The sequence below is a fragment of the Paenibacillus shirakamiensis genome, from assembly GCF_017874255.1.
GTDB lineage: Bacteria > Bacillota > Bacilli > Paenibacillales > Paenibacillaceae > Fontibacillus > Fontibacillus shirakamiensis.
Window position 1 is genome coordinate 217,252 of the sequence record NZ_JAGGLD010000004.1, and the last position, 25,453, is coordinate 242,704.

Annotated in this window: 28 protein-coding genes and 1 riboswitch; of the genes, 19 read left to right on the forward strand and 9 right to left on the reverse strand. The window is 44.7% G+C overall.

Annotated features, from left to right (window positions below):
• Positions 1 to 44 precede the first annotated feature (44 nt).
• Positions 45 to 1,709, reverse strand: coding sequence for a copper resistance protein CopC (locus J2Z69_RS12880; protein WP_209863182.1), 1,665 nt, complete (start codon positions 1,707 to 1,709; stop codon positions 45 to 47).
• A gap of 250 nt (positions 1,710 to 1,959) precedes the next feature.
• Between J2Z69_RS12880 and J2Z69_RS12885 the strand changes: the two genes are divergently transcribed.
• The 5 genes from J2Z69_RS12885 (at position 1,960) to J2Z69_RS12905 (ending at position 5,813) form a co-directional block, all read left to right on the forward strand.
• Positions 1,960 to 2,160 carry a copper ion binding protein gene (locus J2Z69_RS12885; protein ID WP_209863185.1) on the forward strand — a complete coding sequence of 67 codons (201 nt, stop codon included), beginning with the start codon at positions 1,960 to 1,962 and terminating at the stop codon, positions 2,158 to 2,160.
• Positions 2,161 to 2,529: 369 nt separating this feature from the next.
• On the forward strand, positions 2,530 to 3,699 hold the full coding sequence (locus J2Z69_RS12890) for a YhgE/Pip domain-containing protein (protein WP_209863188.1): 1,170 nt from the start codon (positions 2,530 to 2,532) through the stop codon (positions 3,697 to 3,699).
• 127 nt (positions 3,700 to 3,826) lie between these two features.
• Positions 3,827 to 4,420 (forward strand): TetR family transcriptional regulator, encoded by a 594-nt coding sequence (locus J2Z69_RS12895; protein ID WP_209863191.1) that lies wholly within the window; start codon positions 3,827 to 3,829, stop codon positions 4,418 to 4,420.
• A 5-nt stretch (positions 4,421 to 4,425) separates the two neighbouring features.
• Positions 4,426 to 5,172, forward strand: coding sequence for an oxygen-insensitive NADPH nitroreductase (nfsA, locus tag J2Z69_RS12900; RefSeq protein ID WP_245339282.1), 747 nt, complete (start codon positions 4,426 to 4,428; stop codon positions 5,170 to 5,172).
• Positions 5,173 to 5,246: 74 nt separating this feature from the next.
• Positions 5,247 to 5,813 carry a DUF2062 domain-containing protein gene (locus J2Z69_RS12905; RefSeq protein WP_209863198.1) on the forward strand — a complete coding sequence of 189 codons (567 nt, stop codon included), beginning with the start codon at positions 5,247 to 5,249 and terminating at the stop codon, positions 5,811 to 5,813.
• A gap of 84 nt (positions 5,814 to 5,897) precedes the next feature.
• Here the strand turns inward: J2Z69_RS12905 and J2Z69_RS12910 are convergent, their stop codons facing one another.
• Genes J2Z69_RS12910 through J2Z69_RS12930 form a run of 5 tightly spaced genes read right to left on the reverse strand, consistent with a single transcriptional unit; the run spans position 5,898 to position 9,636 of the window.
• Positions 5,898 to 6,689 carry a TatD family hydrolase gene (locus J2Z69_RS12910; protein WP_245339283.1) on the reverse strand — a complete coding sequence of 264 codons (792 nt, stop codon included), beginning with the start codon at positions 6,687 to 6,689 and terminating at the stop codon, positions 5,898 to 5,900.
• Positions 6,689 to 7,519, reverse strand: a complete 831-nt coding sequence (locus J2Z69_RS12915; RefSeq protein WP_209863203.1) for an ABC transporter ATP-binding protein — start codon at positions 7,517 to 7,519, stop codon at positions 6,689 to 6,691. Before J2Z69_RS12915 ends, J2Z69_RS12910 begins: the two co-directional genes overlap by 1 nt.
• Positions 7,520 to 7,532: 13 nt before the next feature.
• Positions 7,533 to 8,303: an ABC transporter permease gene (locus J2Z69_RS12920; RefSeq protein WP_209863205.1), complete on the reverse strand. Its 771-nt coding sequence runs from the start codon at positions 8,301 to 8,303 to the stop codon at positions 7,533 to 7,535.
• Entirely contained in the window at positions 8,300 to 8,593 is a 294-nt protein-coding gene (locus tag J2Z69_RS12925; protein WP_209863208.1) for a thiamine-binding protein, read from the reverse strand. The genes J2Z69_RS12920 and J2Z69_RS12925 overlap by 4 nt, the downstream gene beginning before the upstream one ends.
• Before the next feature lie 29 nt (positions 8,594 to 8,622).
• The gene (locus tag J2Z69_RS12930) at positions 8,623 to 9,636 is read right to left on the reverse strand and encodes an ABC transporter substrate-binding protein (RefSeq protein WP_209863211.1); all 1,014 of its coding nucleotides are present in this window, start codon (positions 9,634 to 9,636) and stop codon (positions 8,623 to 8,625) included.
• Between the two features lie 153 nt (positions 9,637 to 9,789).
• A riboswitch (TPP riboswitch) is annotated at positions 9,790 to 9,900 on the reverse strand.
• 80 nt (positions 9,901 to 9,980) lie between these two features.
• On the opposite strand from J2Z69_RS12930, the gene J2Z69_RS12935 reads away from it, so the two are divergent.
• From J2Z69_RS12935 to J2Z69_RS12950, 4 genes are all read left to right on the forward strand, one after another.
• Entirely contained in the window at positions 9,981 to 10,466 is a 486-nt protein-coding gene (locus J2Z69_RS12935) for a pyridoxamine 5'-phosphate oxidase family protein (protein WP_245339284.1), read from the forward strand.
• Positions 10,467 to 10,631: 165 nt separating this feature from the next.
• On the forward strand, positions 10,632 to 11,669 hold the full coding sequence (locus J2Z69_RS12940; protein ID WP_209863213.1) for an EAL domain-containing protein: 1,038 nt from the start codon (positions 10,632 to 10,634) through the stop codon (positions 11,667 to 11,669).
• 245 nt (positions 11,670 to 11,914) lie between these two features.
• Positions 11,915 to 12,115 (forward strand): cold-shock protein, encoded by a 201-nt coding sequence (locus J2Z69_RS12945; RefSeq protein ID WP_209863215.1) that lies wholly within the window; start codon positions 11,915 to 11,917, stop codon positions 12,113 to 12,115.
• 81 nt (positions 12,116 to 12,196) lie between these two features.
• A complete protein-coding gene (locus tag J2Z69_RS12950; RefSeq protein ID WP_209863218.1) occupies positions 12,197 to 12,433 on the forward strand; it encodes a cold-shock protein in 237 nt (78 codons plus the stop codon).
• Positions 12,434 to 12,510: 77 nt separating this feature from the next.
• Here J2Z69_RS12950 and J2Z69_RS12955 read toward each other — a convergent pair whose 3' ends face one another.
• Positions 12,511 to 12,897, reverse strand: a complete 387-nt coding sequence (locus J2Z69_RS12955) for a VOC family protein (RefSeq protein WP_209863221.1) — start codon at positions 12,895 to 12,897, stop codon at positions 12,511 to 12,513.
• 244 nt (positions 12,898 to 13,141) lie between these two features.
• On the opposite strand from J2Z69_RS12955, the gene J2Z69_RS12960 reads away from it, so the two are divergent.
• Genes J2Z69_RS12960 through J2Z69_RS12970 form a run of 3 tightly spaced genes read left to right on the forward strand, consistent with a single transcriptional unit; the run spans position 13,142 to position 16,795 of the window.
• On the forward strand, positions 13,142 to 14,311 hold the full coding sequence (locus J2Z69_RS12960) for a sugar ABC transporter substrate-binding protein (RefSeq protein WP_209863223.1): 1,170 nt from the start codon (positions 13,142 to 13,144) through the stop codon (positions 14,309 to 14,311).
• Positions 14,308 to 15,795 (forward strand): sugar ABC transporter ATP-binding protein, encoded by a 1,488-nt coding sequence (locus J2Z69_RS12965; RefSeq protein ID WP_209863226.1) that lies wholly within the window; start codon positions 14,308 to 14,310, stop codon positions 15,793 to 15,795. The genes J2Z69_RS12960 and J2Z69_RS12965 overlap by 4 nt, the downstream gene beginning before the upstream one ends.
• Positions 15,782 to 16,795 carry an ABC transporter permease gene (locus tag J2Z69_RS12970; protein ID WP_209863229.1) on the forward strand — a complete coding sequence of 338 codons (1,014 nt, stop codon included), beginning with the start codon at positions 15,782 to 15,784 and terminating at the stop codon, positions 16,793 to 16,795. The genes J2Z69_RS12965 and J2Z69_RS12970 overlap by 14 nt, the downstream gene beginning before the upstream one ends.
• 117 nt (positions 16,796 to 16,912) lie before the next feature.
• Here the strand turns inward: J2Z69_RS12970 and J2Z69_RS12975 are convergent, their stop codons facing one another.
• A complete protein-coding gene (locus J2Z69_RS12975) occupies positions 16,913 to 17,407 on the reverse strand; it encodes a CcdC family protein (RefSeq protein WP_209863232.1) in 495 nt (164 codons plus the stop codon).
• 277 nt (positions 17,408 to 17,684) lie between these two features.
• On the opposite strand from J2Z69_RS12975, the gene J2Z69_RS12980 reads away from it, so the two are divergent.
• The 5 genes from J2Z69_RS12980 to J2Z69_RS13000 all read left to right on the forward strand — a co-directional run bounded on the left by J2Z69_RS12980 (position 17,685) and on the right by J2Z69_RS13000 (position 22,263).
• Positions 17,685 to 18,764, forward strand: coding sequence for a lactonase family protein (locus J2Z69_RS12980; RefSeq protein WP_209863235.1), 1,080 nt, complete (start codon positions 17,685 to 17,687; stop codon positions 18,762 to 18,764).
• A gap of 322 nt (positions 18,765 to 19,086) precedes the next feature.
• Positions 19,087 to 20,136 (forward strand): sulfate ABC transporter substrate-binding protein, encoded by a 1,050-nt coding sequence (locus J2Z69_RS12985; RefSeq protein WP_209863237.1) that lies wholly within the window; start codon positions 19,087 to 19,089, stop codon positions 20,134 to 20,136.
• Between the two features lie 54 nt (positions 20,137 to 20,190).
• Positions 20,191 to 21,021, forward strand: a complete 831-nt coding sequence (gene cysT / locus J2Z69_RS12990) for a sulfate ABC transporter permease subunit CysT (protein ID WP_209863240.1) — start codon at positions 20,191 to 20,193, stop codon at positions 21,019 to 21,021.
• 35 nt (positions 21,022 to 21,056) lie between these two features.
• Positions 21,057 to 21,917 (forward strand): sulfate ABC transporter permease subunit CysW, encoded by an 861-nt coding sequence (gene cysW, locus J2Z69_RS12995; RefSeq protein ID WP_209863243.1) that lies wholly within the window; start codon positions 21,057 to 21,059, stop codon positions 21,915 to 21,917.
• 115 nt (positions 21,918 to 22,032) lie between these two features.
• Complete coding sequence (locus J2Z69_RS13000) at positions 22,033 to 22,263, forward strand: YezD family protein (RefSeq protein ID WP_209863245.1); 231 nt, start codon at positions 22,033 to 22,035, stop codon at positions 22,261 to 22,263.
• Positions 22,264 to 22,600: 337 nt separating this feature from the next.
• Here J2Z69_RS13000 and J2Z69_RS13005 read toward each other — a convergent pair whose 3' ends face one another.
• Positions 22,601 to 23,521, reverse strand: coding sequence for a hypothetical protein (locus tag J2Z69_RS13005; protein ID WP_209863247.1), 921 nt, complete (start codon positions 23,519 to 23,521; stop codon positions 22,601 to 22,603).
• A gap of 133 nt (positions 23,522 to 23,654) precedes the next feature.
• Between J2Z69_RS13005 and J2Z69_RS13010 the strand changes: the two genes are divergently transcribed.
• Both J2Z69_RS13010 and J2Z69_RS13015 read left to right on the forward strand, forming a co-directional pair.
• Positions 23,655 to 24,377, forward strand: a complete 723-nt coding sequence (locus J2Z69_RS13010; protein WP_209863250.1) for a DUF421 domain-containing protein — start codon at positions 23,655 to 23,657, stop codon at positions 24,375 to 24,377.
• 175 nt (positions 24,378 to 24,552) lie between these two features.
• Positions 24,553 to 25,188: an NAD(P)-dependent oxidoreductase gene (locus J2Z69_RS13015; RefSeq protein ID WP_209863252.1), complete on the forward strand. Its 636-nt coding sequence runs from the start codon at positions 24,553 to 24,555 to the stop codon at positions 25,186 to 25,188.
• Positions 25,189 to 25,453 lie beyond the last annotated feature (265 nt).

Below are 25,453 nucleotides of genomic sequence, written 5' to 3' on the forward strand. Positions count from 1 at the left end.
AGATTGGTCACATGGTGAATGGGTTAACTACTCGAAAATTAGGATTATGGAGTTCCTGCATTAAAGTTGACACTGCCATTTAAGGAATCCAGTGATTTGAGCAGAATATGATATTGAATTTCCCATTTCCCTGCCATCGTAATTAGATCTTCCGTCTGCAAAGGCGAGGCCGTTCCAGGAATTTTCACTTCGAGCGTGCCCATAGCCATCTCTTGAGAACTCAGATTTAGTGTTACCTGTTCAACGTCTTTTACCGGCTTACCATTTGGGTCTTCTACGGATACTTTAAATTCATTTTTACCCATAATGTTCGGGGAGATATCTAGCGTTACTGTGTAGCCTGTGCGTGTCTTATCTACGATATGGGCGGGTCCGGGATGCGATAGGGCTGTGGGTAAGTTCGTCAGCACGGCAGCCAGAATTAGCACAACAATACCTACCACAAACTCGATCCAGACTCCCTTTCCAAGCTCACGCTGGCTTTTTCGTCCCCGTAAAAAACCACTTATAGCAAATCCGAACATGATTAGGAATAAAGCGATTTTGGCTAGTAGCACTTGTCCATAAAGGGAAGTGAATAGCGAACCTAGCGACGGAGTGTAAATTTTAATTCCGTAAAGGCCGCTGCCTACTAGTAAAATGACACAGATTGTACCTACTAAGGAGAATCGCTGAATTGTAGCAAAGTAAAACTGTTTTCGTGCATCTCCTTCAGGCTGAATCTTCGCTATGAATGGAAGCAAAAATGCAAGTGCCAGCAAGGCCCCAAGCCATAGAGAGGCAGCAGCCAAATGAACGAACCCGCTGAATACGGCAAGCCCTTCAATATCCGCGGATGCGGCATGGCCCATGAAGGATTTGGCTACAAACAGACCAATGACCGTCACCAGAGCAAAACCTGCATAGATCGTCTTCTCTCCAGTGTTAATCTTGGGGAATAGTCCACAGGTTAGACCTGCAAGGACAAGGAATAACAAGGCTTCCGTCCACCATATGGAGCCAAAGGTCGTGAACCGAAGCGATTCACCAATCACACCACTGCTGAATACTTCACTCCAACTCACAGCTGCATCATGTTTGGCTTGCAAGGGCAGGCTGAGCAGAATACCTATGGCTGCAAGGATGAGTGAAATAATAAGCAGCCATTGTGTTCTGCGGGATGCATAAGAAGCTTTTCGCTGCGCTTTAGGCAGAAGATACAAGTGGAACAACAGGATGCCGGCGTATAAGGACAGACCGATATACTGCATCCAGCGAATTAAGGTCTGATCCCAGCCAGGAAGTGCTGTTCCTTCATCTACGGCTGTTGGTGTCTGTGTACTTCCTCCGGTTCCCATAATGAACGGAATTACACCCGTAATGGGATGACCATCGGCAGATACCACACGCCAATTAATCGTATAGATGTCATCCGGTAGAGTTTGACTAAGCTTAGCCGTCAATCTCGCTGGATTGTTGGTATCGATAGTGGATGGACCGAGCGTAATCTTCTTTCCCGTCGCACTTGTCATTTCAATGGAATGGAATACATTCTCCACCGCTTCATTGAAAACAATACTAATTTCTTTAGGTGCGGTAGTTAAAGTCTGGTTCGGCGTCGGATTGGAAGTTACAATATTAGCGTGTGCCGAAGCTAGTCCCGGACACAAAATCAAGACTATGCCGAGGAGTATAAAGATAATACCGTTTCTGTGCTTAGCGAATAGCATGATTCAATCACCTTCTCTTTTAACATTCTTTACTATTGTAGCGCACGAGTATTGGTTTGGCATGACTACAACGGGCTATATCGCCAAGGATATACCCTTGAGTATGTCCAATTTGTGAAAGGAGTGCTCTTTAAGACTAGAAAAAGATGATTTTGTATGTTGCATACCCCTAGGGGGTATAATATAATAAGATTATAATTATTATTAATTACGGTCAATAAACTTATGAAATAAAAGGGGATGGACAAGTATGGCACAAGTTACTCTTCAAGTTGAAGGCATGTCTTGCAATCATTGTGTGAATGCTGTTGAGGGTGCACTATCCAAAGCGGGAGCTGAAGGCAAAGTTGATTTATCTGCCAAGGCCGTAACCGTAATCTATGATGAACAAAAGCTGTCACTTGAAGCGATTAAAACAGCCATTGAGGATCAAGGGTACGACGTCGTTTAACTTTACAGGTATAAAGATAGACCAACAAAAAGGAGACCGCTTTAGGCGATCTCCTTTTTGTTGTCACGTCTCTGATGTGTAATGATTTAATTCTTCGTGATTACTTTCCTTACAGTCCAATAACATAAGGACTGAGCAGTAGATGCCCTGCCATTTGGACTTCTGCAAGTGACAATATACAGGGCACCAAGTAAGTCACTCCTTACTTGAAATGGGGTTCGTCTAATGGAACGTAAGAATTTGCATTTTAGATGACCCAACTTCTTACATTGGATTTCAGCTTGACGAAAAGACATCCATAAGCTATATTTTAAACACAAGTTTTAAACGAACGTTTAAAGCAATCTTAGTTTCGAGAGGCGATGAATCATGTTACACACGTTTAAAGGGCTTCTACGTAAGCCGCCTACTATTATAGGCTTAATTATGGCATTTGCTTTTCAAATTATATTCTGTGTAGTCTGGATGACAGGATATAGCGGAGTGAACGATCGAGTCAAAGATTTTCATATTGCTATTGTGAACGAAGCCGGTGCTACAGGTCAGGCTATATCACAGCAACTGGCAAGCAAGTTGCCTTTCCAGATTAAGGAGGAGAAGGCTCAGCAAGCGGCCGATCTACTGAACAGCCGGGATGTTCAGATGATTGTCACTATTCCAAGCGGTTTTAAAGAAGCTTTAACTACACCGGGAACTGAGGCTAAACTGCAGTTCACAATCAATGAATCCAACCCTGTCACTATCAAGAGTGTGATGCAGAATACAGCGAATCAAATTGCGGAGTCGGTAAATCGCAATGCGGCGGGTCAAGGCACAACAGCCGTATTGGAACAGCTTCATCTTCCTGCGACTCAGGCGACGGCCACTTCTCAAGCATTACAAAATAAAGTAAGTGCAGACCTTATCTATACGAATAAGGTAGATGGTATGAACAATCAAATGGTACCGATGATGTTGGTCCTTGCTTCCTTTGTTGGAGCCATGATTATGGGGATGAATGTGCAACAAGGTGCAGCGATTATGGCTAAATTTGCGAATAAATGGTCTATTTTTATCTCCCGTAGTGTGCTCAATCTAATTACTGCTGTGGTTGTCTCCCTAGTGGGATCAACGCTCGTAGTACTGCTCGGAGGTCAGACCGCCCATGGATTCTTAGGTTTATGGTTGTTCCTTAGCTTGTTCCTAGCCACCTTTATGCTGTTCTCCCAAATGTTCTTAATGGTGTTTGGCATGGCGGGTATGCTAGTTAACGCGATTATGCTCTCCCTCCAACTGGTAAGTTCAGGAGCCATGGTGCCTAGATCATTACTCAGTTCCACATTCCAGACTATTGGAGATTTCTTGCCAGCGACCTACGCGGTTGAAGGTCTAATGAACCTACAGTTTGGTGGACCTGGGGTAGGACCTGACGTTACAGCGTTAGTGATAGTGAGCGGCGTAAGCCTTGTGATCTCTGCAATTGCTGTGGCTTTGCACAAGTCCAATCCACTACCGCTTCCGCTAGAATCTACAGATATTGCGGAACCTGCAACGATTTAAGTTATATTTACGTAAATAACCTGTCCCCTCTGCGTCTTCTCGCTTGGGAGACAGGTTTTGTGTGTTATTGATTATAACAATTTGAAGGGTCATAATGGGACTAGAACGGTAGAGGAGAATCATGTCTATGCACAATGCAGACCAGGATCTAGACGTTAAAATACGAATTATGCTTTCCGCGAAGAGGCTCTTTGCGAAGCAAGGCTTTGATCGGACAAGTGTGAGACAGATTTGTGAGGATGCAGGAGCAAATGTGGCCCTCATTTCCTATTATTTTGGAGGGAAAGAGAAGGTTTTCGAAGAGATTTTAGAGCAATTTTTTCCTGGCAATGAAATTGCGCTTACCATGGTCGAAATGAGACCACTTGAAGGGCTGAGGACCCTGCTGCGAGAAGTCATTGCTTTTAGCTCTACGGACGATCCGGATTTAGGTTGTATTATTCAGCAGGAAATGACACTGGACTCTCCTCGCAAAGGTATTGTAACTCATCATGTTCAACCCGTCTGGGACAAAGTCCGTATGTTGTTAGAGCAGGGCCGGGAGGAAGGAATATTCCATTTCGATTCTCTCAATTATACATTACTGATGGTTATGGGTACGGCTCTTGCACATAAGAGTAAATATAATTATATTGCAGAATTAGAAGATAATGAAAAGAAGCATATACCGGATCAATCGATTCGGTTCATCCTTAGAGGACTTGGAGTGAAGGAAGCATGAATAACTTGTCTAACGAAACATTAAAAGTACTACTTCAGCATCGTTCGATTCGTAAATTCAAACCAGATACATTGGATAAAGCTACAGTAGAGCAAATAGTAGCTGCGGGCCAGATGGCTTCGAGCTCAAGTCATGTTCAAGCTTTTAGTGTCATTGCTGTTACTGATCAAGAACGAAAAAAAACATTAGCAGAACTTACAGGTAATCAGTCTTACGTGGCTGATTGTCCGGTCTTTTTGGTCTGGTGTGCGGACTTATCTCGTCTAAAGTATGCCGCAGATCATCACCTTCCCGGACAGGACTCTTACGAAGGTGCAACAGAGAGCTTCATTATCGGTACGGTAGACACAGCCCTTGCTGCTCAGAATGCGGCCATTGCGGCCGAATCCATGGGGCTTGGTATCGTCTATATTGGGGGTATCCGTAATCGTATTGCAGAAGTCTCACAGCTATTAGAATTGCCGAATCTAGTCTATCCCGTGTTCGGGATGTGTGTTGGATATCCTGATCAAGAACCGGGTCAGCGCCCACGTCTACCCGTGGATGCGGTGCTTCACTGGGAAGCGTATGATGAACATAAAACCCCTGAGCAGATTGCGGCATATGATACTACGATGGTGGAATACATCAAGGAGCGGACACACGGTGAGCGAGATAAGGGTTGGTCTGCCTTAATGGCGGACAAATTAACGGTTCCAAGTCGCCTGCATATGAAGAAATATTTGGAGGATCGTGGCTTCAAGATGGACTAAAGGAATAGGGCGGCTTGTGGTATAATAGACAGAACCCCTGCATCTTGCATGGGAGTTGAGGGTAAGGAGTTAAGATGATGAAGAAATACAGTAAACATCACTTTGTGAATAAATTGTACCGAGCATTCAAACTGAATTTTTTGAAGCTGCTTCGTACGCCTGGTGGAGTGAAGAAAGTATCGCTCGGCTTTTCCGTCGGCTTTGGACTGGAAATGATCGTAATTTCGACAGCATGTCTCGTCTACCTTATATTCTATCCTATAGTCAAACTATCTGGAGGTTCTGTACCCGCCGCTATTATCGGGAATGTTATAGGTAAGCTTACATTTCTCCCGATTTTGCTCATGCCTTTCGCCAAAAAGATTGGTGAAATGATCTACCCTGTACGGACGGGAGAGCAATCTGGTTCTCCCATGGTCAAAGAACCCTCGATTATGGATATTTTCCAAGGCGATTTCACGGCAGTTCGAGATATCCTGCATGGAGGGCTGCATATTCTAATCGGTATGAGCATCTTTGGCGCCGTACTTGGTGTAATTTCTTATTACGTCATTCAGTTCTTCTATAACAAAACAGCAAAACGACGCTTGGAGAAGCGCCGTGCCAGAATCATAATATATGAACAGAATTTGGGATCGTAAGCTATAGGCTTGCGGTCCTTTTTATGTCAAAATTTGTGTGAATTGCATGTCTAATTCTAATTGTGTCACTATTCTATCGTTTTCTCATAGTCCATAAAAACGCTTGGTATTGCGGTAGAGGATATCACAAGCTTCAGCCTTATCTAACCCTTGAATATCGGCCCAAACCTTAGCCACTGCTCGAATCATAGCAGGGTGTGTGAGTTGACCTAGAAAAGGCCCTTCGAAAGGCCAAGGTCCATCTGTCTCGACCATCACTTGATGGGCTGGATACAGGCGCGCAAGCCCGACGATCTCTTCTTCGTATAGCAAATCAGGTGTAAAAGAAATGAAATATCCGCGGTCGGCCATGCGCTGAACTGTCTGACTCGAACCTTTGAACCAGTGAAAATGTGCTCGCTTAATTCCATGCGCTTCTAGCCGATCACATACGATATCTGCATCTTCATACACGGCATGCAGTATGACTGGTTTATCCAATTCTTTGGCTAAGGCAAGCATTTGGTCTAGCATCTGAATGTAAGGTGCCAGATCTAAATGATTCCCCTTTGCTTCTAATTCCGTACGCATATAATAAGGCAGTCCAATTTCTCCAATGGCTAGTACTTCTCCAGCCCTCTCACGAATCCACTGTACAAGTTGATCTAGCTCTGACGCACTTGGAAGGGGTTGTTCTGGATGGAATCCAAAAGCGGGATAAACCTGCTTAGGATATTGCTTGGATAGAACCGCATTCTCTTGGCATGAAGCCAGATGCATAGATACGGCAACGAGAGATTCTACGCCTTCCTTAGACAATTCCGAGAGGATACGAATTTGATCGGAAGGCTCATATAGATCTAGATGTATATGGGCATCAATCAGCGGCATGTTCATCATAGATTCCCCTCTAGACGTCCAAAATCCATTCCCTTCTGTTGTTCTTCGCGCATGAGGTGGCTGAGTTGCTTTTTTAGCTTTCGGAATTCAGGATCTTCAATTATATCTTCACTACGCGGTCTTGAAAAAGGGACGTGAAGCTGATGAATAGGTCTAGCTGGACGGCTTGAGAAAAGGTAAATCGTATCCGATAGAAGCAATGCTTCTTCAATATTATGTGTGATGAATAGCACTGAGCGACGATTCTCCTCCCAGATGTCGAGGAGCCAGCGCTGCATATCACTACGTGTAAAGGCATCTAGAGCGCTGAAGGGTTCATCGAGTAGCATAAGCTCCTGACGACTAATAAGTCCCCGTAAAAAAGCTACACGCTGCTGCATCCCTCCAGACAAGGTCTGCGGATAAGCTTGCCGAAAGTCGGCTAATCCTGCGCGTTCTAGCCATTGTGCTGCCTCTTGTCTGGCTTCCTTTAGGGGGACGCCTGCAACTTCAAGGGCTAGAATCACATTGTCCTCAATGGTACGCCAAGGGAACAAAGCGGGCTGCTGAGGCACGTAGCTGATGTGACCCTTTTGTCCTGTAATATCTTGATCATGTAGCCGAATGCTACCGTGGTCTGGGGCGGTTAATCCCCCAATGATATGAAAAAGGGTACTCTTTCCGCTGCCAGAAGGTCCTACAATAGATACAAATTCACCTGTGTGTACTTGGAGGGAGATGGCGTCTAGAACTTGGAGATGCTGCTTTTTTTGCTTAAATGTTTTGCTTATGTCCTGAATATCAAGGGCAAGACTTGCGGAAACCGGGGATCGTGGGTGATTATGCATGCGGTTCACCTCCTTATTTTTGATCAGCTTGGGCTTGGGGTTGATAACGTACCAGCCATTTCTCTATCAGAACTACAATAGTGAACAAAGTCAGACTCATGAGGACAATAATCATAATCGCAACAAAAATACGGTCGGTCCGAAAGGAGGAGCGCTGCATCATCATATAGTAACCAATACCTTTATCCGCGCCGATCCATTCGGCAATGATAGCACCCATAACACTATAGGTAGCAGCAATTTTAACGCCGGACATGATTGCAGGTAGCGCATGGGGAAATTCGAGCTTACGGAAGATCTGTCCACGTGATGCCCCGATCATCTGCATGTAATTTCGCATCATTGGATCTGTCCGAGTTAGCCCATCCATAGCCGAGACGGCTACCGGGAAGAAGCATACTAAAGTTATCACAATATACTTGGGAAGCAGTCCATACCCGAACCAGACAAGCAGCAGGGGAGCAAGCGCAATGGTCGGAATGTTCTGGCTGAGAATCATAAGCGGATAGAGGGCCGATTTGAGGAGCGGACTAAAATGCAAAATAAGAGCAATGCTAAGCCCCACTGCAATGCCAATTAATAGGCCAACAAGGGTAAGCTGCAAGGTAGCTAAGCTTTGTGTTATTAGATTCTCTTGATTCGTGAGCGCCTCATGTCCAATATCCAAAGGTCCAGGGAGGAACCATGTATCCAGATGCAAGAGCTGAACGGCTACCTGCCATAGGGTCAAAAAGAAGAGGACCGCCACAAGTGGCGGCCATACATTTCGGAACCATATCTTCATGGACGATATTTCTCCGTCAACGCATCCATACTTGCACCTTTCGGTGCATATAAAATTTTAATTTGCGAGATGATACTTGGGCTGCCATAGGCGATGACTGCATCGTTAACTTGTTGTACGATGTCAAGCAACTCTTGAAGGTCCCCCTCCATGGTAGTATCTAGAGCATTCACTTGATGTTTCACTCCAGAAGCTTGAATTACTTCAATGGCACGATCTACATAAGGGATAACATCTTCACCATTCGGTGTTTTAGGGATGATTTGTAGGCTTAAGAGGGCATTGTTCATCAGATGATCTTCCTTTCGCTGTGCTTGGATTATTTAGTTGAAGGCAAAAAGTCATTAGTAAAAGCTTTATTTACTTCTAAAGGTTTGTCCAAGAGTTTATGTTCATACATCCAATCGGCGTAATTCTTCCAGACGCTTTCTTTCTGTTCACCCCAACGTGGTGCATCATCTTGGTACCGGCTGCTTAGCCATTTCTGACTAGCTATGACCAATTTTTCATCCAGTTCAGGAGCGGCTTTAAGTAAGATCTTGCCGGCATCCTCAGGGTGTTGGGTGGCATAGGTATAACCTTTAGACGTAGCACTCATGAATGCTTTGACTAGTGCGGGATCTTCGGCAATGACTTTCTCGCTAGTTGCAATTACAGGCGTATAGTAATCCAGTTTATCCGAGTAGTCTTTTACGTACAGCATGTCTAGTGGTTGGCCGCGAAGCTCAGCTTCAATCCCTGTCCATGCATAATAGATCCAAGCGAAGTCTATATCGCGTTTCACGGCGGTAAAGTAGTCAGCTTCGCCAATATTTATATTTTGTACTTTGGTGACATCGGCACCTTTTTGTTCCATTAATGATTTCATCACTGCTGCTTCAATAGGAGAACCCCAACCTCCATATTTCTTACCCTCAAAATCCTTAGGGGACTTAATGCTGCGATCTTTTGGTGCAGCAAAACCTGAAGTATTATGCTGGATTACAGCTCCAATGGAGACCAGCGGTACATTCTGAATACGGCCTTGCGTAATACTTTCTTGATAACTTACGCCGAACTGGGCTGCTCCCGTGGCCACCATCGTATCAGCTCCACCACTACCGGGCTTCAGTATTTCAACATTGAGGCCGGCGTCTTTATAATAACCCCGTTCTTTGGCAACATAGAGTCCTGTGTGATTGGTATTCGGAGTCCAGTCCAACACGACCTTAACGTCTTTAAGCTTCGTAGGACTTGATGCGGTAGGTTCTTGGCTAGATTTACTACCACAACCTGCTGTAGTGATTAGGACCATTAAGCAGAGTAGAGCGATAGCCCATTTGTTCTTCTTCATTATTGTCGTCTCCTTCGGATAGATCTTCATTTCACCCGTATTTCCTCTTCATGCTCAGAAGAACTAATCCAGGGGCGATCATTTACTTGAAAAGATAAATAGGCGTCCTGAAGGTCAGGACGCCTATGCGTATGTGAATGAATAGATACATAATATTCAATCAGGTCTCTTTCCTACGCTGGCATTATCCAGATCAGGTATAAGGGTTAGTATCAGAAGGATACACTCTCAGCCGGCTGTACTTCCAGCTCCCCAGTTCTACATGAAATTGTACGGGTGAATCTAGAACGTATTATAGTCTGTTCCTTGGAGAATTGTCCAGTAATCTGATGGTAGAACGGTTCATGAAGCCCGACACGGGGTACACTACGAATGAAGCTAATAATTTCTGGAAGGAGCTGCTTACTATGGATCGTCAACAATTAGAGACTAAGATTGTGAAGGCATTAGATGAAAATAAATTTGGTTCTTTAGCGACCGTGGAGAATAATAAACCTAAGGTGCGCTACATGGCCTTTTATCACGAGGGTCTGAATGTGTATCTAGCTACAGATCGCAAAACTCACAAGATTGATGAGCTCGAACAGAATCCGCAAGCGGCTTTGTTGCTTGGATTTGAGCAAGGTGGAAGCGGGACTGCCGTGGAGATCGAAGGACAAGTGAAGATTAGCAGCGATGAAAGCTTGAAGAAAAAACTCTGGAACGACGATTTCAAAGAATACTTTGAAGGACCCGAAGATCCAGATTATATTGTTATTGAAATCCACCCGGCGCGTATTGATTACTCTTCCAAAGAAGATGGTCAACAAGTCTGGACGGCAAAAGAATAAATGGCAAAAGCTTTTCTCTAGAGTATTTCAACACACAGCAGCCTATAGTTAAACGGGCTGTTGTTTTTTTGTACAAAAATTGGTATTTTTATGATGTATCTTAAAACGTTATCATGTTATAATGTTCTCGACATAATTCGGCAAATTTTGCCAAGGAGGATACTTATGATTTGTGGCAACTGCAGAGAGCAGCGCCCTATGGAAGACCAAGGTATTTTATCGCTGCGTGGGGCAGGAGATTTCATAGAACTAATTAGAGATCAACGTTTCGATCCAAAGCTGGAAGGCCAAGATTATACGATGAATTATCGGTCGAAGGATGAACTACTGCAATTGTTTCAGATTTTGCGTTATGGAGATGGAACGGTTCCCACAGACATTACGATGAGACTTCAAGGCATGAAAGATCGTAACGATCAGCCTGTGTGGATTCCCTTACCGCAGATGGAAGCTAGACTCAAACATCATAACATTGTAGATATTATTGTAGATGAACGGTTCACAAGTCATATGCAACCTATAGTGAATCATGTAGAAGAGATTGTAGGATTTGAATTTTTACTTCGTCCCTCCAGTAAAGAAGCTCCTTTTCAGCCTTTAGAATTGTTTGATATCGCCCGAGAGACAGGACTCCATTCATTCTTGGATCGTGCAGCGAGATTATCTGCTATAGAGACTAGTGCCATGCATATTCCGAAAGGAATCAAACGCTTTATTAATTTTTTACCCTCATCTATTTATAATCCAAAGTACTGTTTGACGCATACTTTCGATGCTATTCAAAAGCATGCATTAGATCCTCAAGATTTTGTGTTTGAAGTGGTAGAGACAGAACAAATACATAAAATGGATAATATCCTTTCTATCTTTGATGAATACCGGAAGAATGGCATTTCCGTAGCGCTTGACGATGTAGGTGCGGGTTACTCTACATTAGAAGAAATGATTCGTTTACGTCCAGATTACGTGAAGATTGACAGAAGCCTAGTAGATGGCTGTAGCCAAGATATGAACAAGCAGCGTCAGATTCAGCTTATCATTGAGCGGGCTCAAGATTTTGGAGGACAGGTATTAGCGGAAGGAATTGAGGACCGCCAAGACTTTGAATTTTGCCGTACGCATGGGGCACTTTTAGCTCAAGGTTATTTATTTGGTAAACCTGCGCCCACGCCTCCTGACACCTTCATGCGCCCAACTGCATAACATGAAAATGGGCTTATCGTTCAAGCTTGAACGAGGCCCTTTCTTTCTCCTTAATTAGGTAGAAATTTGCTTTTTGCTGGAAATTAGGTTATAATTGAGGAAGTTAAACGTCTGTCTGAGAATCAATTCTCATATTGAAAAGAGTGTCAATTCGTCTTGAAATGGAACTTTTCTCAATATGTGAATTTTTTTTACGGAAAAAAGTTACATGTTAAATATTGTTATTTTCAGGGAGGCTACACCACATGGCAACAGGTACAGTGAAATGGTTTAACGCAGAAAAAGGTTTTGGCTTTATCGAAGTTGAAGGCGGAAATGATGTATTCGTTCATTTCAGCGCAATCACTGGTGAAGGCTTCAAGACACTTGATGAAGGACAACAAGTGGAGTTTAATGTTGTTGAAGGTAACCGCGGACCACAAGCTGAAAATGTGGTAAAACTCTAACGCAAACTCTACTGCCCTTAACGTGTTTGCGTTAGGGGCAGTTTTATTTTTTTTGGGGGAACACCAAAAAGGAGGATAATCATGAATTATCGAAAAAAAACGTTAGAAGAAATTCCTGAAGAGATTACACCAATCTGGTCTTGCACGAGCGACAACTGCAACGGATGGATGAGGGATAATTTTGCGTTTGACTACACTCCTGCTTGCCCTCTGTGTAGTTCCGAGATGGAGAAGAGTTCGAAGATGCTTCCATTGCTCGTGAATAATAACTCCGATATGAAGGCCTTGAAGAAGGGTGTTCAAATCGATAATCAGTAAGTCATGCTCCACTCAAGTAAGCCGTCCCTACAGGGACGGCTTTTTGTTATTATAACTTGTCATAAGCGGCAGAGGGTCTACCGCTGAAATAGTTCAATCCACTCTTGCTCAGGGCCATAAATGAAGAAGTAGCGATAGCCATTCGGTAAAGTAGTGATCTCGGAATCGATTAGCGTTACCTTTTCCCAGGCTTGAAGCCGGGCAAATTCCTCGTCTAGGTTAGCTACAGCAATAGCAAAGTGATGTACGGTAGCTTCATTTCCCAATTGGTCGCTGTAACCTTGAATCAGTTCAATTTCTGTCTCTTCTTGATTCCCATAACCAAGGAAGGCCAATTGAAATATGCCATTCGTATGCAGGAGCTTTTGCTTCAGTTCGAGTCCTAAGACTTCGGTATAGAACTTAATGGATACATCCAAGTTGCGAACTACAATTCCTATATGATCAATACTGCGTTTTCCCATGTGAGTCCCGCTCCTTCACTTGTAATGGTCAAGATTATCAGATGTTAAAACCAAGTTGTCAAGTGAGAATAGTTAATTTAATACGGTGCTATGTTGAAGTTTTATGTTGACAGTAGAGCATGCTACCCGTAATATTAGATCAATTCCGGCTATTATACTTGGTTTAATGTGATAAGGAACGGAGCTTTCATTCCTTGTCGGAGCTAGGTAGAGTCGAGTTGACATGATGGGGGAATAAAGACAAATGAAGAAATCGATTAGTATCATGATGATGGTAGTATTGGTATTCCTGACTGCCTGTACGAGTGAACAAGCGGGAGATAACAAGGCGTCTACAACCTCAGTTACGGATAAAACAACGGATAAAACAACAACCGATGTAAAGGCTCCAGAAGGAACAACCGCCACTACTTCAGGAAATACAACGGCAGCTAATGCTGATATTCCTGAGAAATTAAAAAAGCCTGTACGGATTGCTTTGGTAACTCGAATTACTTCAGGTTCTTTTTTCAACGCCTATAACAAAGGGGTTCAGGAACAGGTGGATGCCTTTGGTGGACAGTTGAAAATTTATGATTCCGCAAATGACTTAGCCAAAATGGCCTCTAATATTGAAGCAGCAGTTAATGAAAAAGTGGATGCCATCTTGGTGAATAACGGCACTGCACAAGCGCTGGAACAGTCCGTGAAGAAAGCCCTTGATGCTGGCATTCCTGTAGTTACTTATGATAGTGATCTGAACCTTCCTGGTATATCTGCAATTAACCAAGATGACTATATGCTAGCATGGCAATCCTTAAAGAAACTGGCAGGAGACTTGAACGGCAAAGGGAACATTGCTGTACTATGGGTAGCTGGATATCTACCTATGGAGCGGCGTCAAATTATGATAGATGCTTTTAAGAAACGGTATCCTAATATTAAGGAAGTCGCACGTTTTGGTAGTGCCACGGCAAATACAGCGCTCGATACACAAGCACAAGTAGAAGCTCTGTTGAAGAAATATCCGAATGTTGGCGACCTGCAGGCGATTTACTCCAATTGGAATGAATTCACAAGAGGTGCGCTTCAAGCGCTTAAGCAAGCGGGACGCACAGATATTAAAGTATATGGAATTGATCTAACCGATGAGGAACTACCGTTATTTCAGGATGCCAATAGTCCTTGGGAAGCAGCAGCCGCTACAAATCCGGGTGATGTAGGGTCTATCCAAGCTCGTCTCGCATATCAAAAAATAGCAGGAGAAAAGGTTCCAGAAGATATCTCTATCGAACCTCATCTCATTATTCGTTCCCAGCTTCCTAAGGAGAAAATTGCGTTTTCCGACTTGAGTAAATATGTATCAGGCTGGGGCAAATCGGAAGAAGCTCGCTCTGCTTGGATGACTACGCTTGAGACGAGTGCCAAAAAATGACCTTGACCCTTCTCGACATCTCCCATGACTTTGGTGACCTTCCTGTTCTACATCAGGTTACGTTCTCTGTAAAGCCGGGTGAAGTTCATGCGTTGCTCGGGATGAACGGAGCAGGGAAGAGCACACTGCTTCATATCGCTGCGGGCGTCTATCAGCCCGTGCGAGGAACAATTAACATCGATGGAGAGAGGGTACTCTTTCGATCAACATCCGATGCGAATGCACATGGTGTAGTTTTTTTAACCCAAGAAGTAGATCGTGGCCTCGTTCCACAGCTTGCTGTGCATGAGAACCTGACCATTGGTCATCTTCGGCAAGAGAAAGCGATATGGTTCAGTAAGTCAGCGAATAGAGCAAGAGCTCGGGCATTATTGCAGGAATACGGACTGGATTTGAACGTAGATCTTCCAGTAAAAGAGTTATCTCTGTATGAAAAACAGATGTTGTCAATCATTCGAGCGGTTAGCAATCAGGCTCGTTATCTGTTGCTAGATGAACCCACGGCTTCGCTAGACCGACTTCAAGCTGTGAAATTCTATGAGCTCGTTCAGAAGTTACAGCTTCAAGGGCTGGGTATCGTCCTCATATCTCATAAGCTCCATGAAATTATGGCATGTTGTCAGCAGATAACTGTCCTCCGCGGAGGGGTGACGGTTATGGAGAGGTCTGTAGATAATAACCTGAAATTAGAGGATATCATTGAAGCCATGACCGGTGGTGCCAAAGGCATTGCCCGCAGAGTGGTTAAAGACGGGGAACAACAACCTGTGCAATTGGCTGTCCGCACCACAGGGAATCGTTCGGATGATCTTGGCATTAAATTCGAGATTCGAAAAGGTGAAATTGTGACGCTTTTCGGCTTACTGGGCAGTGGCAAGACAGAGCTTGCAGAGACATTGTTCGGCCTTCATGATGCTTACACCGCGGTCATTGAAGGCAAACAGGTAACTATTCGGAATACTCGCCAAGCGGTAGAGCAAGGTTTTGCTTTTATCCCAGAAGAGCGGGGCAGACATGGGGTGTGGAAGAAAGATGATATCCGTACACATCTGGCGCTATCATTCCGAGGCATGATTCATGTATCCAAAGAGCTTGCGTATAGCCAAGAGCGTATTCGATCCTTTGCGATTCGTCCCGATTCGCCAACTTATCGTGTCGGCAGGCTAAGTGGAGGCAATCAACAAAAGGTAGCGATAGCGAAGTGGTTCGCCAAGCCTCGAAAAATTGCTATTTTTGATGAACCGATGAAAGGCATTGATGTATCTGCTAGAGAGACCATTTTTCAAATGATCGAGTCTCTTGCGGCAGAGGGGACATCCATTCTTTACTTAACAGCTGAACCCGAAGAAGCACTGCGAATTTCAGACCGAGTATGGACTCTCGTAGATGGGCAGATCGTGTCCGAGATAGAGGCCCATGCACTTACGATGGATGCGCTGATGTTGACGGCAGATAAGGAGGTACAAAGAAATGGACACCGTTAAAACCTTGCGGACCGTGAAACCGATTCACCCGCTAACTAGTTATTTATTTCGATATGGGGCGGTTCTGATCATCTTGGGGGTTATTGCTTTCTTCTCCATAACTAATGATCATTTCCTAACGTATAGCAATCTGAAGGATATTTTGAAGGCGATATCCATTACGACCTTTCTTGCTCTGGGTGTTACTTTTAGCTTAGTTGTAGATGGGTTTGATATTTCTGTAGGTTCCACGACTAGCCTAGCTACGATTGCTGCGGCCTCTGCATTAGTCTTACATAGACAGGAGTTGCTGATCACGCTTCTGGTTCCCTTGTTGTGCGGAATTGGCGTGGGGCTATTCAATGCATTTCTTGTGGTCAAAGTTAAATTACCTGATCTGCTAGCCACGCTTGCAGTAATGTATATTGTGAATGGCATTCAGATGACGTATACCAAGGGATATTCCATCTATGAGGGAATGGCAGGTACAGGGGGCGAAGCGACAGGGAAGTTCATTCCTTCGTTTCTCTTTATCGGTCAAGGTGAGGTATTAGGCATTCCTGTGGCTGTGCTGCTCATGCTTCTGTTTGTAGGTCTTGCATACATATTCTTGGAAAAGACAACGTTTGGTCGCCATATGTATATGGTGGGAGGGAATGCGGAAGCTGCTAATTTGTTCGGTATACCTGTAAATCGTTATCGGGTATTAGCTTATGTCATCAGTGGATTATTTGCTGCTCTAGGAGGAATTGTACTGGCTAGCCGTATTGGGACAGGGCAAGTCTCCGCAGGCGCTCCTCTGCTTATGGATGCGGTGGCCTCGGCCTATATTGGGTTTGCTTTGTTTGGAGAAAAGAGACCTAGCGTAGTCGGTACGCTCCTTGGCTCAATTCTGATAGGTGTTCTGCTCAACGGCTTAACGATGATGAACGTGCCTTATTTTGCACAGGATATTATTAAAGGTTCTATTTTGGTACTTGCATTAACGTTCTCTTTCTTGCGCAAAGAACGTAGTGCATAAAGATAACAAAGCGAATTCTGAGAATGAGCACTTAATGAATAATTAGGATACATTCATAGACAGGAAAACCCCGCTAGCTCAAAGCTGCGGGGTTTTTTTGTTGTCCTATAGGTAATATTACTGAACGGTAGGAGCAGGTTCTGCAAGTACTTTGTACTCTCTCCACATGAATAACCGCCAGCGCAGGATCATACCGAAAGCTAGCATGAAGAAGAGAGCGCCTGTCTGCAGCACGGAGACATACATTTCAATGTACTGATGAAGAATCATACGTACGGCAAAGAGGACAAGCAGGACAATGATGAAGCTACGTGAGCGCTGAGCATATACTTGCCCATCTACCACTTCAAATTTCGTACTTCGAATTAGTGGATAGGAGAAGAGGAACCAACCTACTGCAAAAGCGACGATACCCCACCACCATGGAATGCGTACATCCGGTACGAGAAACATCAAGAACCCTGTACTCATACCAACTGGCGGCATAATAATTTTTTTGATATTGACGGGTCTTCGGCTAGCTTTTAAGCGGATAAATATGGTAAGCAGCGCCATGAGTAAAGTACCCACAGTTGCAAAAATTTGAAGATAGGAAGGACTTAGCTGCGTCATGTAACTTGCCCCTTTCAGATGGTGGACCTAGATACTTTAATTATAGCACAATCGGTGATTAGCGAGAAAAAAATGCCACACCAAAAATAAGCACTCTCATGATAGGAATAGAGCTTGAGGTCGAGCCTGCTTCGTCTATCTAATTTAGGGATAATATATGTATATATAGGTTGTTCAAGTGAGCCTGAAGCTGAGCATAGTTGTTAAATTGAACGGGGTTATATTACAATCAGTCAGAGTTAGTTCCTATTATTTTAAATAAAGGAGAAAATACAATATGACGAATCAGCTAAAGCGCGACGATGAAGTTTTATTATATGTAGGAAGTTATTCCGCCCCAGAAGATGGTGGTATTCACTTGACAGCTCTAAATACAAAGACTGGTGAAATTCGATTAGTACATACGACTACAGGTATTGAGAACCCATCCTTTCTTATTCTGAACGAGCCCATGGACAAGCTCTATGCTGTAAGTGAGACAGAGGACGGAGAAGTAGTAGCTTACAACATCGATACGGCTGAAGGTCGCTTAAGTGAGTTGAATAGGCAATCCACGGGGGGATATGCCCCTTGCTACGTCTCTATTACTCCTGATCATGGCGGCGAACTGTTCGTCGTGAACTACATTAGTGCAGAAGTGAGCAGCTACCAGTTAAGAGAGGATTGGTCCATTACAGATGTAGTCTCTCGCATTAAACATGAGGGAAAAGGGTTCGATAACGATCGACAGGATAGTGCACATGCGCATTCTATAGTGATTGATCAAGAAGGGACGTTTGCTTATGTATCCGACTTGGGTCTCGATCAGATTGTTATTTACAAGATTGAGGAGGATGGGAGTCTCAAGGTTCATCGGAAAATTGAGCTTCCCCAAGGTGCAGGACCTCGTCACTTTAAAATTCATTCTTCCCACAAATGGGCATACGGAATCAATGAGCTGAATAATACGGTAACGCTGTATAATTATGATGAGGAAGAAGGCAATCTGGAGATCGTTCAGCATATTTCTACGCTGCCCGATCATTTTACGGGGGAGACAACAACGGCTGAGGTTGCCATTTCGCCTTGTGGTCGGTACTTGTATGGATCAAATCGAGGACATGACAGCATTGTTCGGTATATCATTGATGAATCGACAGGCCGCCTATCCGATCCGCAGTGGGTATCCAGTGGAGGAAGTGGTCCTAGGCACTTTACGATACTTGATGAAGGACTTTTGGTCGTAGCCCATCAGTATACGAACAACTTGGTGAGCTTCAAGATAGATCCAGACCAAGGATTATTACACGAAACGGGATATACCCTTTCCGTAAGCAAACCGGTATGTGTCACCCGGGCAAGCGGACTGAATAATTAGACATGAGATTTAGGTTGTAGGCCGGAGCAGATAGAATTCTGCTTCGGTTTTTTTATGCAGATTTTAATTTACCCAATTAAAGCAAAAAAGGTTTGACAACCTAAGGAGTTCCCATTAAAATACAATCATAGCATACTAAACAGGTAGGAATTAATTAAATTAGATTTTGCCGTACAGATAGGGGAACGCTCTAATGCCCTAGGCAGGCACGGGCACTCAGCTCGGTTTGACCGACAAGCGTGGAGAGCGTTTCTTTGTCCTGTTCGAAGACCTAACCTTGTGAGATGCAGCAGTTTATTTTGGGAGAATTGGGGGAGAGAAAATGAAGAAATCTTTAAAAATGGGAATGGTACTAAGTCTTGTCTTAGCTTTGACTGTGGTGACTGCAGCGTGCGGTAAAAAAGATGAAGCGGCTAGCACATCAACGAATGACAAAAAAGATGTAGAACTTCTGAATGTCTCCTATGACCCTACTCGCGAACTTTATCAAAATTATAATAAAGCCTTTGCAGCCTATTGGCTCAAGGAAAAAGGCCAGAAAGTTACGATCAAACAGTCCCATGGTGGTTCAGGCAAACAAAGCCGGGCTGTTATTGATGGACAAAAGGCAGATGTAGTCACTTTAGCCTTAGGGTATGATATCGATGCAATTCAGGAGAAGGGGCTTATTGATAAGGACTGGCAAAAAAAGTTCGATAAGAACAGCGCTCCTTACACCTCTACGATCGTATTTCTAGTACGTAAAGGGAATCCGAAGCAAATTAAAGACTGGGATGATTTAATCAAAGGTGATACGCAAGTGATTACACCGAATCCTAAAACCTCAGGTGGAGCACGTTGGAATTACCTTGCGGCGTGGGGTTATGCATTGAGCAAGAACAACAACGATCAAGCCAAAGCGCAAGAGTTTGTTAAGCAACTCTACAAGCATGTACCGGTTCTAGATACTGGAGCTCGCGGTTCCACAACCACATTTGTTGAGCGCGGAATTGGCGATGTTCTGATTGCATGGGAGAACGAAGCTTTGTTATCTGTGAAGGAACTTGGACCCGATAAAGTGGATATTGTCTATCCATCCGAAAGTATTCTTGCTGAACCTCCTGTTGCCGTCGTGGACAAGAATGTGGACAAAAAAGGTACACGCGAGGTTGCCGAAGCTTACTTGAAATATTTGTATTCTGAAGAGGGGCAGACCATTGCGGCTGAGAATTTCTATCGTCCTACATTAGAAAGTGTCAAAACCAAATTCAAAGACAGCTTTAAAGATTTGAAATTGTTCACAATTGATGAATTTGGAGGCTGGCAAAAAGCTCAAAAAGAGCATTTCAGCGATGGTGGCATCTTCGACCAGATTTACGTACCCAGCAAGTAAGCTAGTTAGGTAATTGCGGAGCACCGACCGTACAGCGGAGGGGATGGATGATTCATGAAGACGATGGCTTCCAAGCGGGGGATTCTTCCCGGTTTTGGACTTACAATGGGTTTTAGTGTGCTGTATCTGAGCTTAGTGGTACTTATTCCGTTATCAGCATTATTGCTGAACTCTACAGGACTAACCTGGGGGAAGTTCATAGATGTAGCTACGAATGCCCGCGTACTCGCATCATTTAAAGTAAGCTTTCTGACAGCTGCAGCGGCGGGACTTATTGATGCGGTATTGGGACTGCTGCTTGCTTGGGTCCTTGTAAGATATGATTTTCCTGGAAAAAATGTATTCGATGCGATGATCGATCTTCCGTTTGCTTTGCCAACAGCGGTAGCGGGGATTTCCCTTACAGCCATCTATGCTCAAAATGGATGGATTGGTTCCCTGCTGGACCCGCTCGGGATCAAAGTGGCTTTTACGCCTCTTGGGATCACAATGGCTCTGATGTTTATAGGTATTCCATTTGTAGTTAGAACGGTACAGCCTGTCCTTCAGGATCTGGAGGCGGATGTAGAAGAGGCTGCCGCAACGCTCGGATCGGGAAGAGTGAGAACTTTTCTGGTTATAATATTGCCGCAATTGTTGCCGGCGTTATTAACGGGCTTTGCCTTAGCTTTCTCAAGAGGAATTGGAGAGTATGGATCTGTTGTCTTCATCTCAGGGAATATGCCGATGAAGACGGAGATTGCCCCGCTGCTCATTATGTCGAAGCTTGAACAGTTCGACTATGCGGGTGCTACAGCTGTAGCTTTATTGCTACTACTGATCTCTTTCTTACTGTTGCTGATCATTAACACGCTTCAGCACCGATTCCGCAAGACCGCTCGCTAATATGGAGATCTAAGCTCAGAAGGAGGAGAGGAAGAATGGCTGGTTCGTTACCGCTTGTTCCTACGCAAGCTAAGCCGCAGAGATCTACGACACGCAATGAATCATCCTGGGTGAAATGGTCATTGATTGGATTGGCAGCCCTTGTGCTGATCTGGATGATTGTCCTTCCCTTGATCGTCGTATTGACGGAATCGCTCAAAAAAGGTTGGGAAGTATATGTGGCCGCTATTGTGGACCCCGATGCATTATCTGCCTTACGCTTAACGTTATTGGTAGCGGTGATTACCGTGCCTTTGAATACAATTTTTGGTGTCGCTGCTGCATGGGCGATCACCAAGTTCAAATTCAAAGGGAAGCAATTGTTAATTACACTTATTGATCTTCCTTTTGCTGTATCTCCCGTTATTGGCGGATTGATCTATGTACTTGTCTATGGGGAGCATGGTTGGTTCGGGCCTTGGCTCAGCGATCAGGATATCCAGATAATATTTGCTCTTCCGGGTATCGTGCTTGCGACATTATTCATTACATTCCCCTTTGTTGCAAGGGAGCTCATTCCACTGATGGAAGAGCAGGGTCAGCACGAGGAAGAAGCAGCGGTGACCTTAGGAGCAAAAGGGTGGACGGTATTCTGGCGTATTACGCTGCCTAACATTAAATGGGGTCTCTTATACGGAGTGATTTTGTGCAATGCCAGGGCGATGGGGGAATTTGGGGCCGTATCTGTTGTGTCTGGGCATGTTCGAGGAGAGACCAATACACTTCCGCTTCATGTAGAAATCTTATATAACGAGTATCAATTTTCTGCATCCTTTGCGGTTGCGTCCTTGTTACTGATTCTGGCACTTGTGACATTGATTTTAAAAGGTTGGTTCACACGTAAAAGTGTTCATTAAGTAAATGATTCATGCGTTGAATGTTGAATGTTAAGAGTAGGAAGTCAAAATAAATATGGAACAGGGATATGCGTTGAATGCACAATCCATATCCCTGAAGAAGGAGGCACCCACCATGGCAAAACCTTTAAAGGTTGATGACGTTTGGATGGATCGCATAGCCGGATTGCTGGACGAGATGGAGTTCGGCTCGCTGAATATCGTCGTACACGAAGGACAAATTGTGCAAGTGGAACGTACGGAGCGGAAACGTTATGAGACGGGTGCCTCCTCAGGAGCAAAGAGTGTTGGCGCCCCCCGGCAGCAAGGGGCCCGAACATTACGGGAGTCGAACACGGGCAGATAGCGTCTTTAATAAATGAGTATATTGAAATCGTATGTTGATGTTATGAATCAAATCAAAAAGCCCTGCTAGTGAGCCGACCTTGGATAAGGACTTCTCGCTAGCAGGGCTTTTCATTGTGAACGCTAGACTCCAGCTTTCGGATGCAAATATTAAGGTCAAGATAGGCTGAAGTCAACCTAGAGAACAAGCGAGAAATTTTCTCTGCCTCACGTAGAGATATACGAAAGAACAGAGGATCAAGGCATAGATGTCCTTGGACCATACTGAACTGGACTAGTACCGCCATAAGATGGATATTCGATAGCGCTTACTATATTAATCCGCTTGCACATAACACTCACTTATTGTGTGGTTCCTGCGTCTTCCCATCCTCATGTTCTGGCAGTTGCTCCATTGGCAGCTCGTTGGTTATTGATTCAGTTGGTGAATCATAATGCCCCGCGAAGGGACGGGTTTTGCGAGGGGTATGTTCGTTAAGTCGGAAGCCCAGCAGCCATAGCAAAAGCTGAACGGTCAAGATGTAGGGGGCTAGGGTAAGACCGACGAAGTGCACAAATGCGAGTAAGGCAATTCCTATAGAGAGCACGTAGACGAGCGGTGTACGCTCCGTGCGGCGTCGATTCTCAAGCAGCACGGGGTAGAGCAGTAGCAGCGAGAAGAGGCACGAGACGAAGCGAGACCAGATGGCCGCGAGCTGCCAAGCGGCCGTGCTGCCATCGGCAGCAGGCGCTGCTTCCAGCGCTTGCACCAGCCAGGCGGTCCAGAGGACCGCGGCCGCTGCAAAAGCGAAGGGCAGCGCGGGGCGAAGCTGTAGCCATAGCGAGAGGCCCCAGCTGGGCCGCTCGCTGCGAAGTAGCAGCTTCGCTTGCTCTTCCTGGAGGCGCGAGATTTCGCGCTCCAGGCTCCGCAGGAGCAAGGGCAGACGGGTATTATCCCCGTCTGCGAGGTAGGCGCCGATTTGGCCTTGCATATCGGCGCTAAGATAAGGCGCAGCGCGGCAAGCTTGCAGCCGCTGGGTGAGCAGCTCCTCGAAGTCAGCTCGCTCGCAATTAGATTCTATAGCTTGCAGCAAGCCGCCTGCTGCTGAAGTATATAGCATAAGACTTGTATGTATGCGATTCAATCTAGCTTGTTCCACACGCCATGCTCCTGTTCTAGCTGTCGCATATAGACCTGCAAAAATCGCAGCTCCAAGTATAGCTAAAGCTAGTCCTAGTGGATGTTCAGCGGTCCATGTCCACACATGCGATAAAGGCACCTTGGGTTCACTCCTTCGATCCATGATTCTATGTCTAACTATGGCACAGTAAGCAGGAAGAATACAAGCGATCTTCCGCTCATAATTGGGTATATATTAGGAGAACGTAGAAGTAACCTTGGAGGGATCAAGCATGAGTTTTGAATTAATCACCCTAAAGCTATTGATAGGATTTGTGGGACTATGGGCTATGACTCGTTTTCTCGGTAAAAAAGAGATCTCTCAGCTCACTCCGTTTGATTTCGTCTCCTCCCTTATGTTAAGCGAGCTTGTAGGGAATACCGTCTATCAAGAAGATGTGAAGTTCTCACATTTGCTGTATTCCCTTGTGCTATGGGCTTTACTCTCTTATATATTGGAAAAAATTACGCAATATTTCAAGCGGTCACGTGCTTTTCTAGATGGGAAAGCCTCGATTCTAATTCGTCATGGCGAGGTTGATCTCAAGGAAATGCGAAAAAACAGTCTAGACTTCGACCAACTTCGTATGTTGCTAAGACAAAGTGATGTTTTTTTCATGAATGAAGTGGCGTATGCTATATTTGAGGCCAATGGTACTTTGAGCGTGATGAAAAGGTCTGACTTTGATAATGTAAGCCGTGCAGACCTGAATTTGCCTCAGAAAGATGCTTATTTTGCCTATAGTCTTGTAGAAGACGGCAAGATCGATCCCGAGGGACTGAAATGGCTTGGAAAAGATGAAGCATGGCTACGAGAGAGACTGTCAGAATCCGGTTATACAGACCTAAAAGACGTCGCTTATGCGGAGTGGAAGGAAGACGAGGGCTTGTATGTACTGGAGCATCGTAAAAAATCTTTCAAGATGTCGCACGTGGGAACGACCAAGTCCCAGTAGGAGAGCGCGCAGGCAGCTTGATGTACATGTACCCTTTGATTATCTACAACCGTCTGCTGAGTTCACGATGATTGATCTTGTCAAAGTAAATAGAAATAACACGTGTTAGTTAAACGACTATGGTGGCTTAGGTAAGCTCCATAAGACATCAATGAGAAAACAAGGAGTGAACCATATGAAAATTGCTTTATTTGGAGCAACCGGGATGATTGGTCAGAGGATTATGAAGGAAGCTTTAAAGCGAGGCCATGAGGTAACTGCAATTCTGCGAGATACAACAAAACTTGCTTCACATTCGCATGAACATCTACAAGTTGTAACCGGAGATATTTTGGTTCCTCAATCCGTAGCGGTTACGACAACCGGCAAAGATGTGGTCATTAGCGCATTTGGACCTCAGTTTGGTGCGGAAGATGAGCTTGCAGAAGCCGCGCGCTCCTTAGTGGAGGGTGTCAAAACAAGCGGAGCAGGTCGTCTCTTGATCGTAGGCGGTGCAGGGAGCCTTGAAGTAGAGCAGGGTGGATTGCTCATGGATAGTCCAGGATTCCCAGAGGAATGGCGTCCCTTAGCCCGAGCTCATGCGGAAGCCTATGAAGTATTCAGTCATTCCGATGTCGATTGGACATACCTTAGTCCAGCGGCCATTATTGAACCCGGAGAACGGACGGGATTCTTCCGAATTGGAATGAATCGCTTGGTGACGGATGAAGTAGATCAGAGCCGTATATCGGCTGAAGATTACGCAGTCGCTTTACTGGATGAAGTAGACGAAGGACATTTCATCCGGGGCCGTTTTACTGTGGCTTATTAATCTAGCTCAATACATTCTGTATTTGCTCCATTTCGAAGCATCTTTGTGTAAAGTAGCAAAGGAGTTTCCTGAGTTACTTACTAACTTGAAGAGGCAGGTTAGTGTACGTATAAGGTAAGTGTACGTAGAACAGATTCTTAAATGGATTAAAGGCAACATGGCGTACGAAAAATTCGTACGTGCCATGTTGCCTTTTTTCTGTTATAACAGCAGGTTTTTCGTGATGTAATCCAAAATAATTCACCAGCGTACAAAAGATACATCC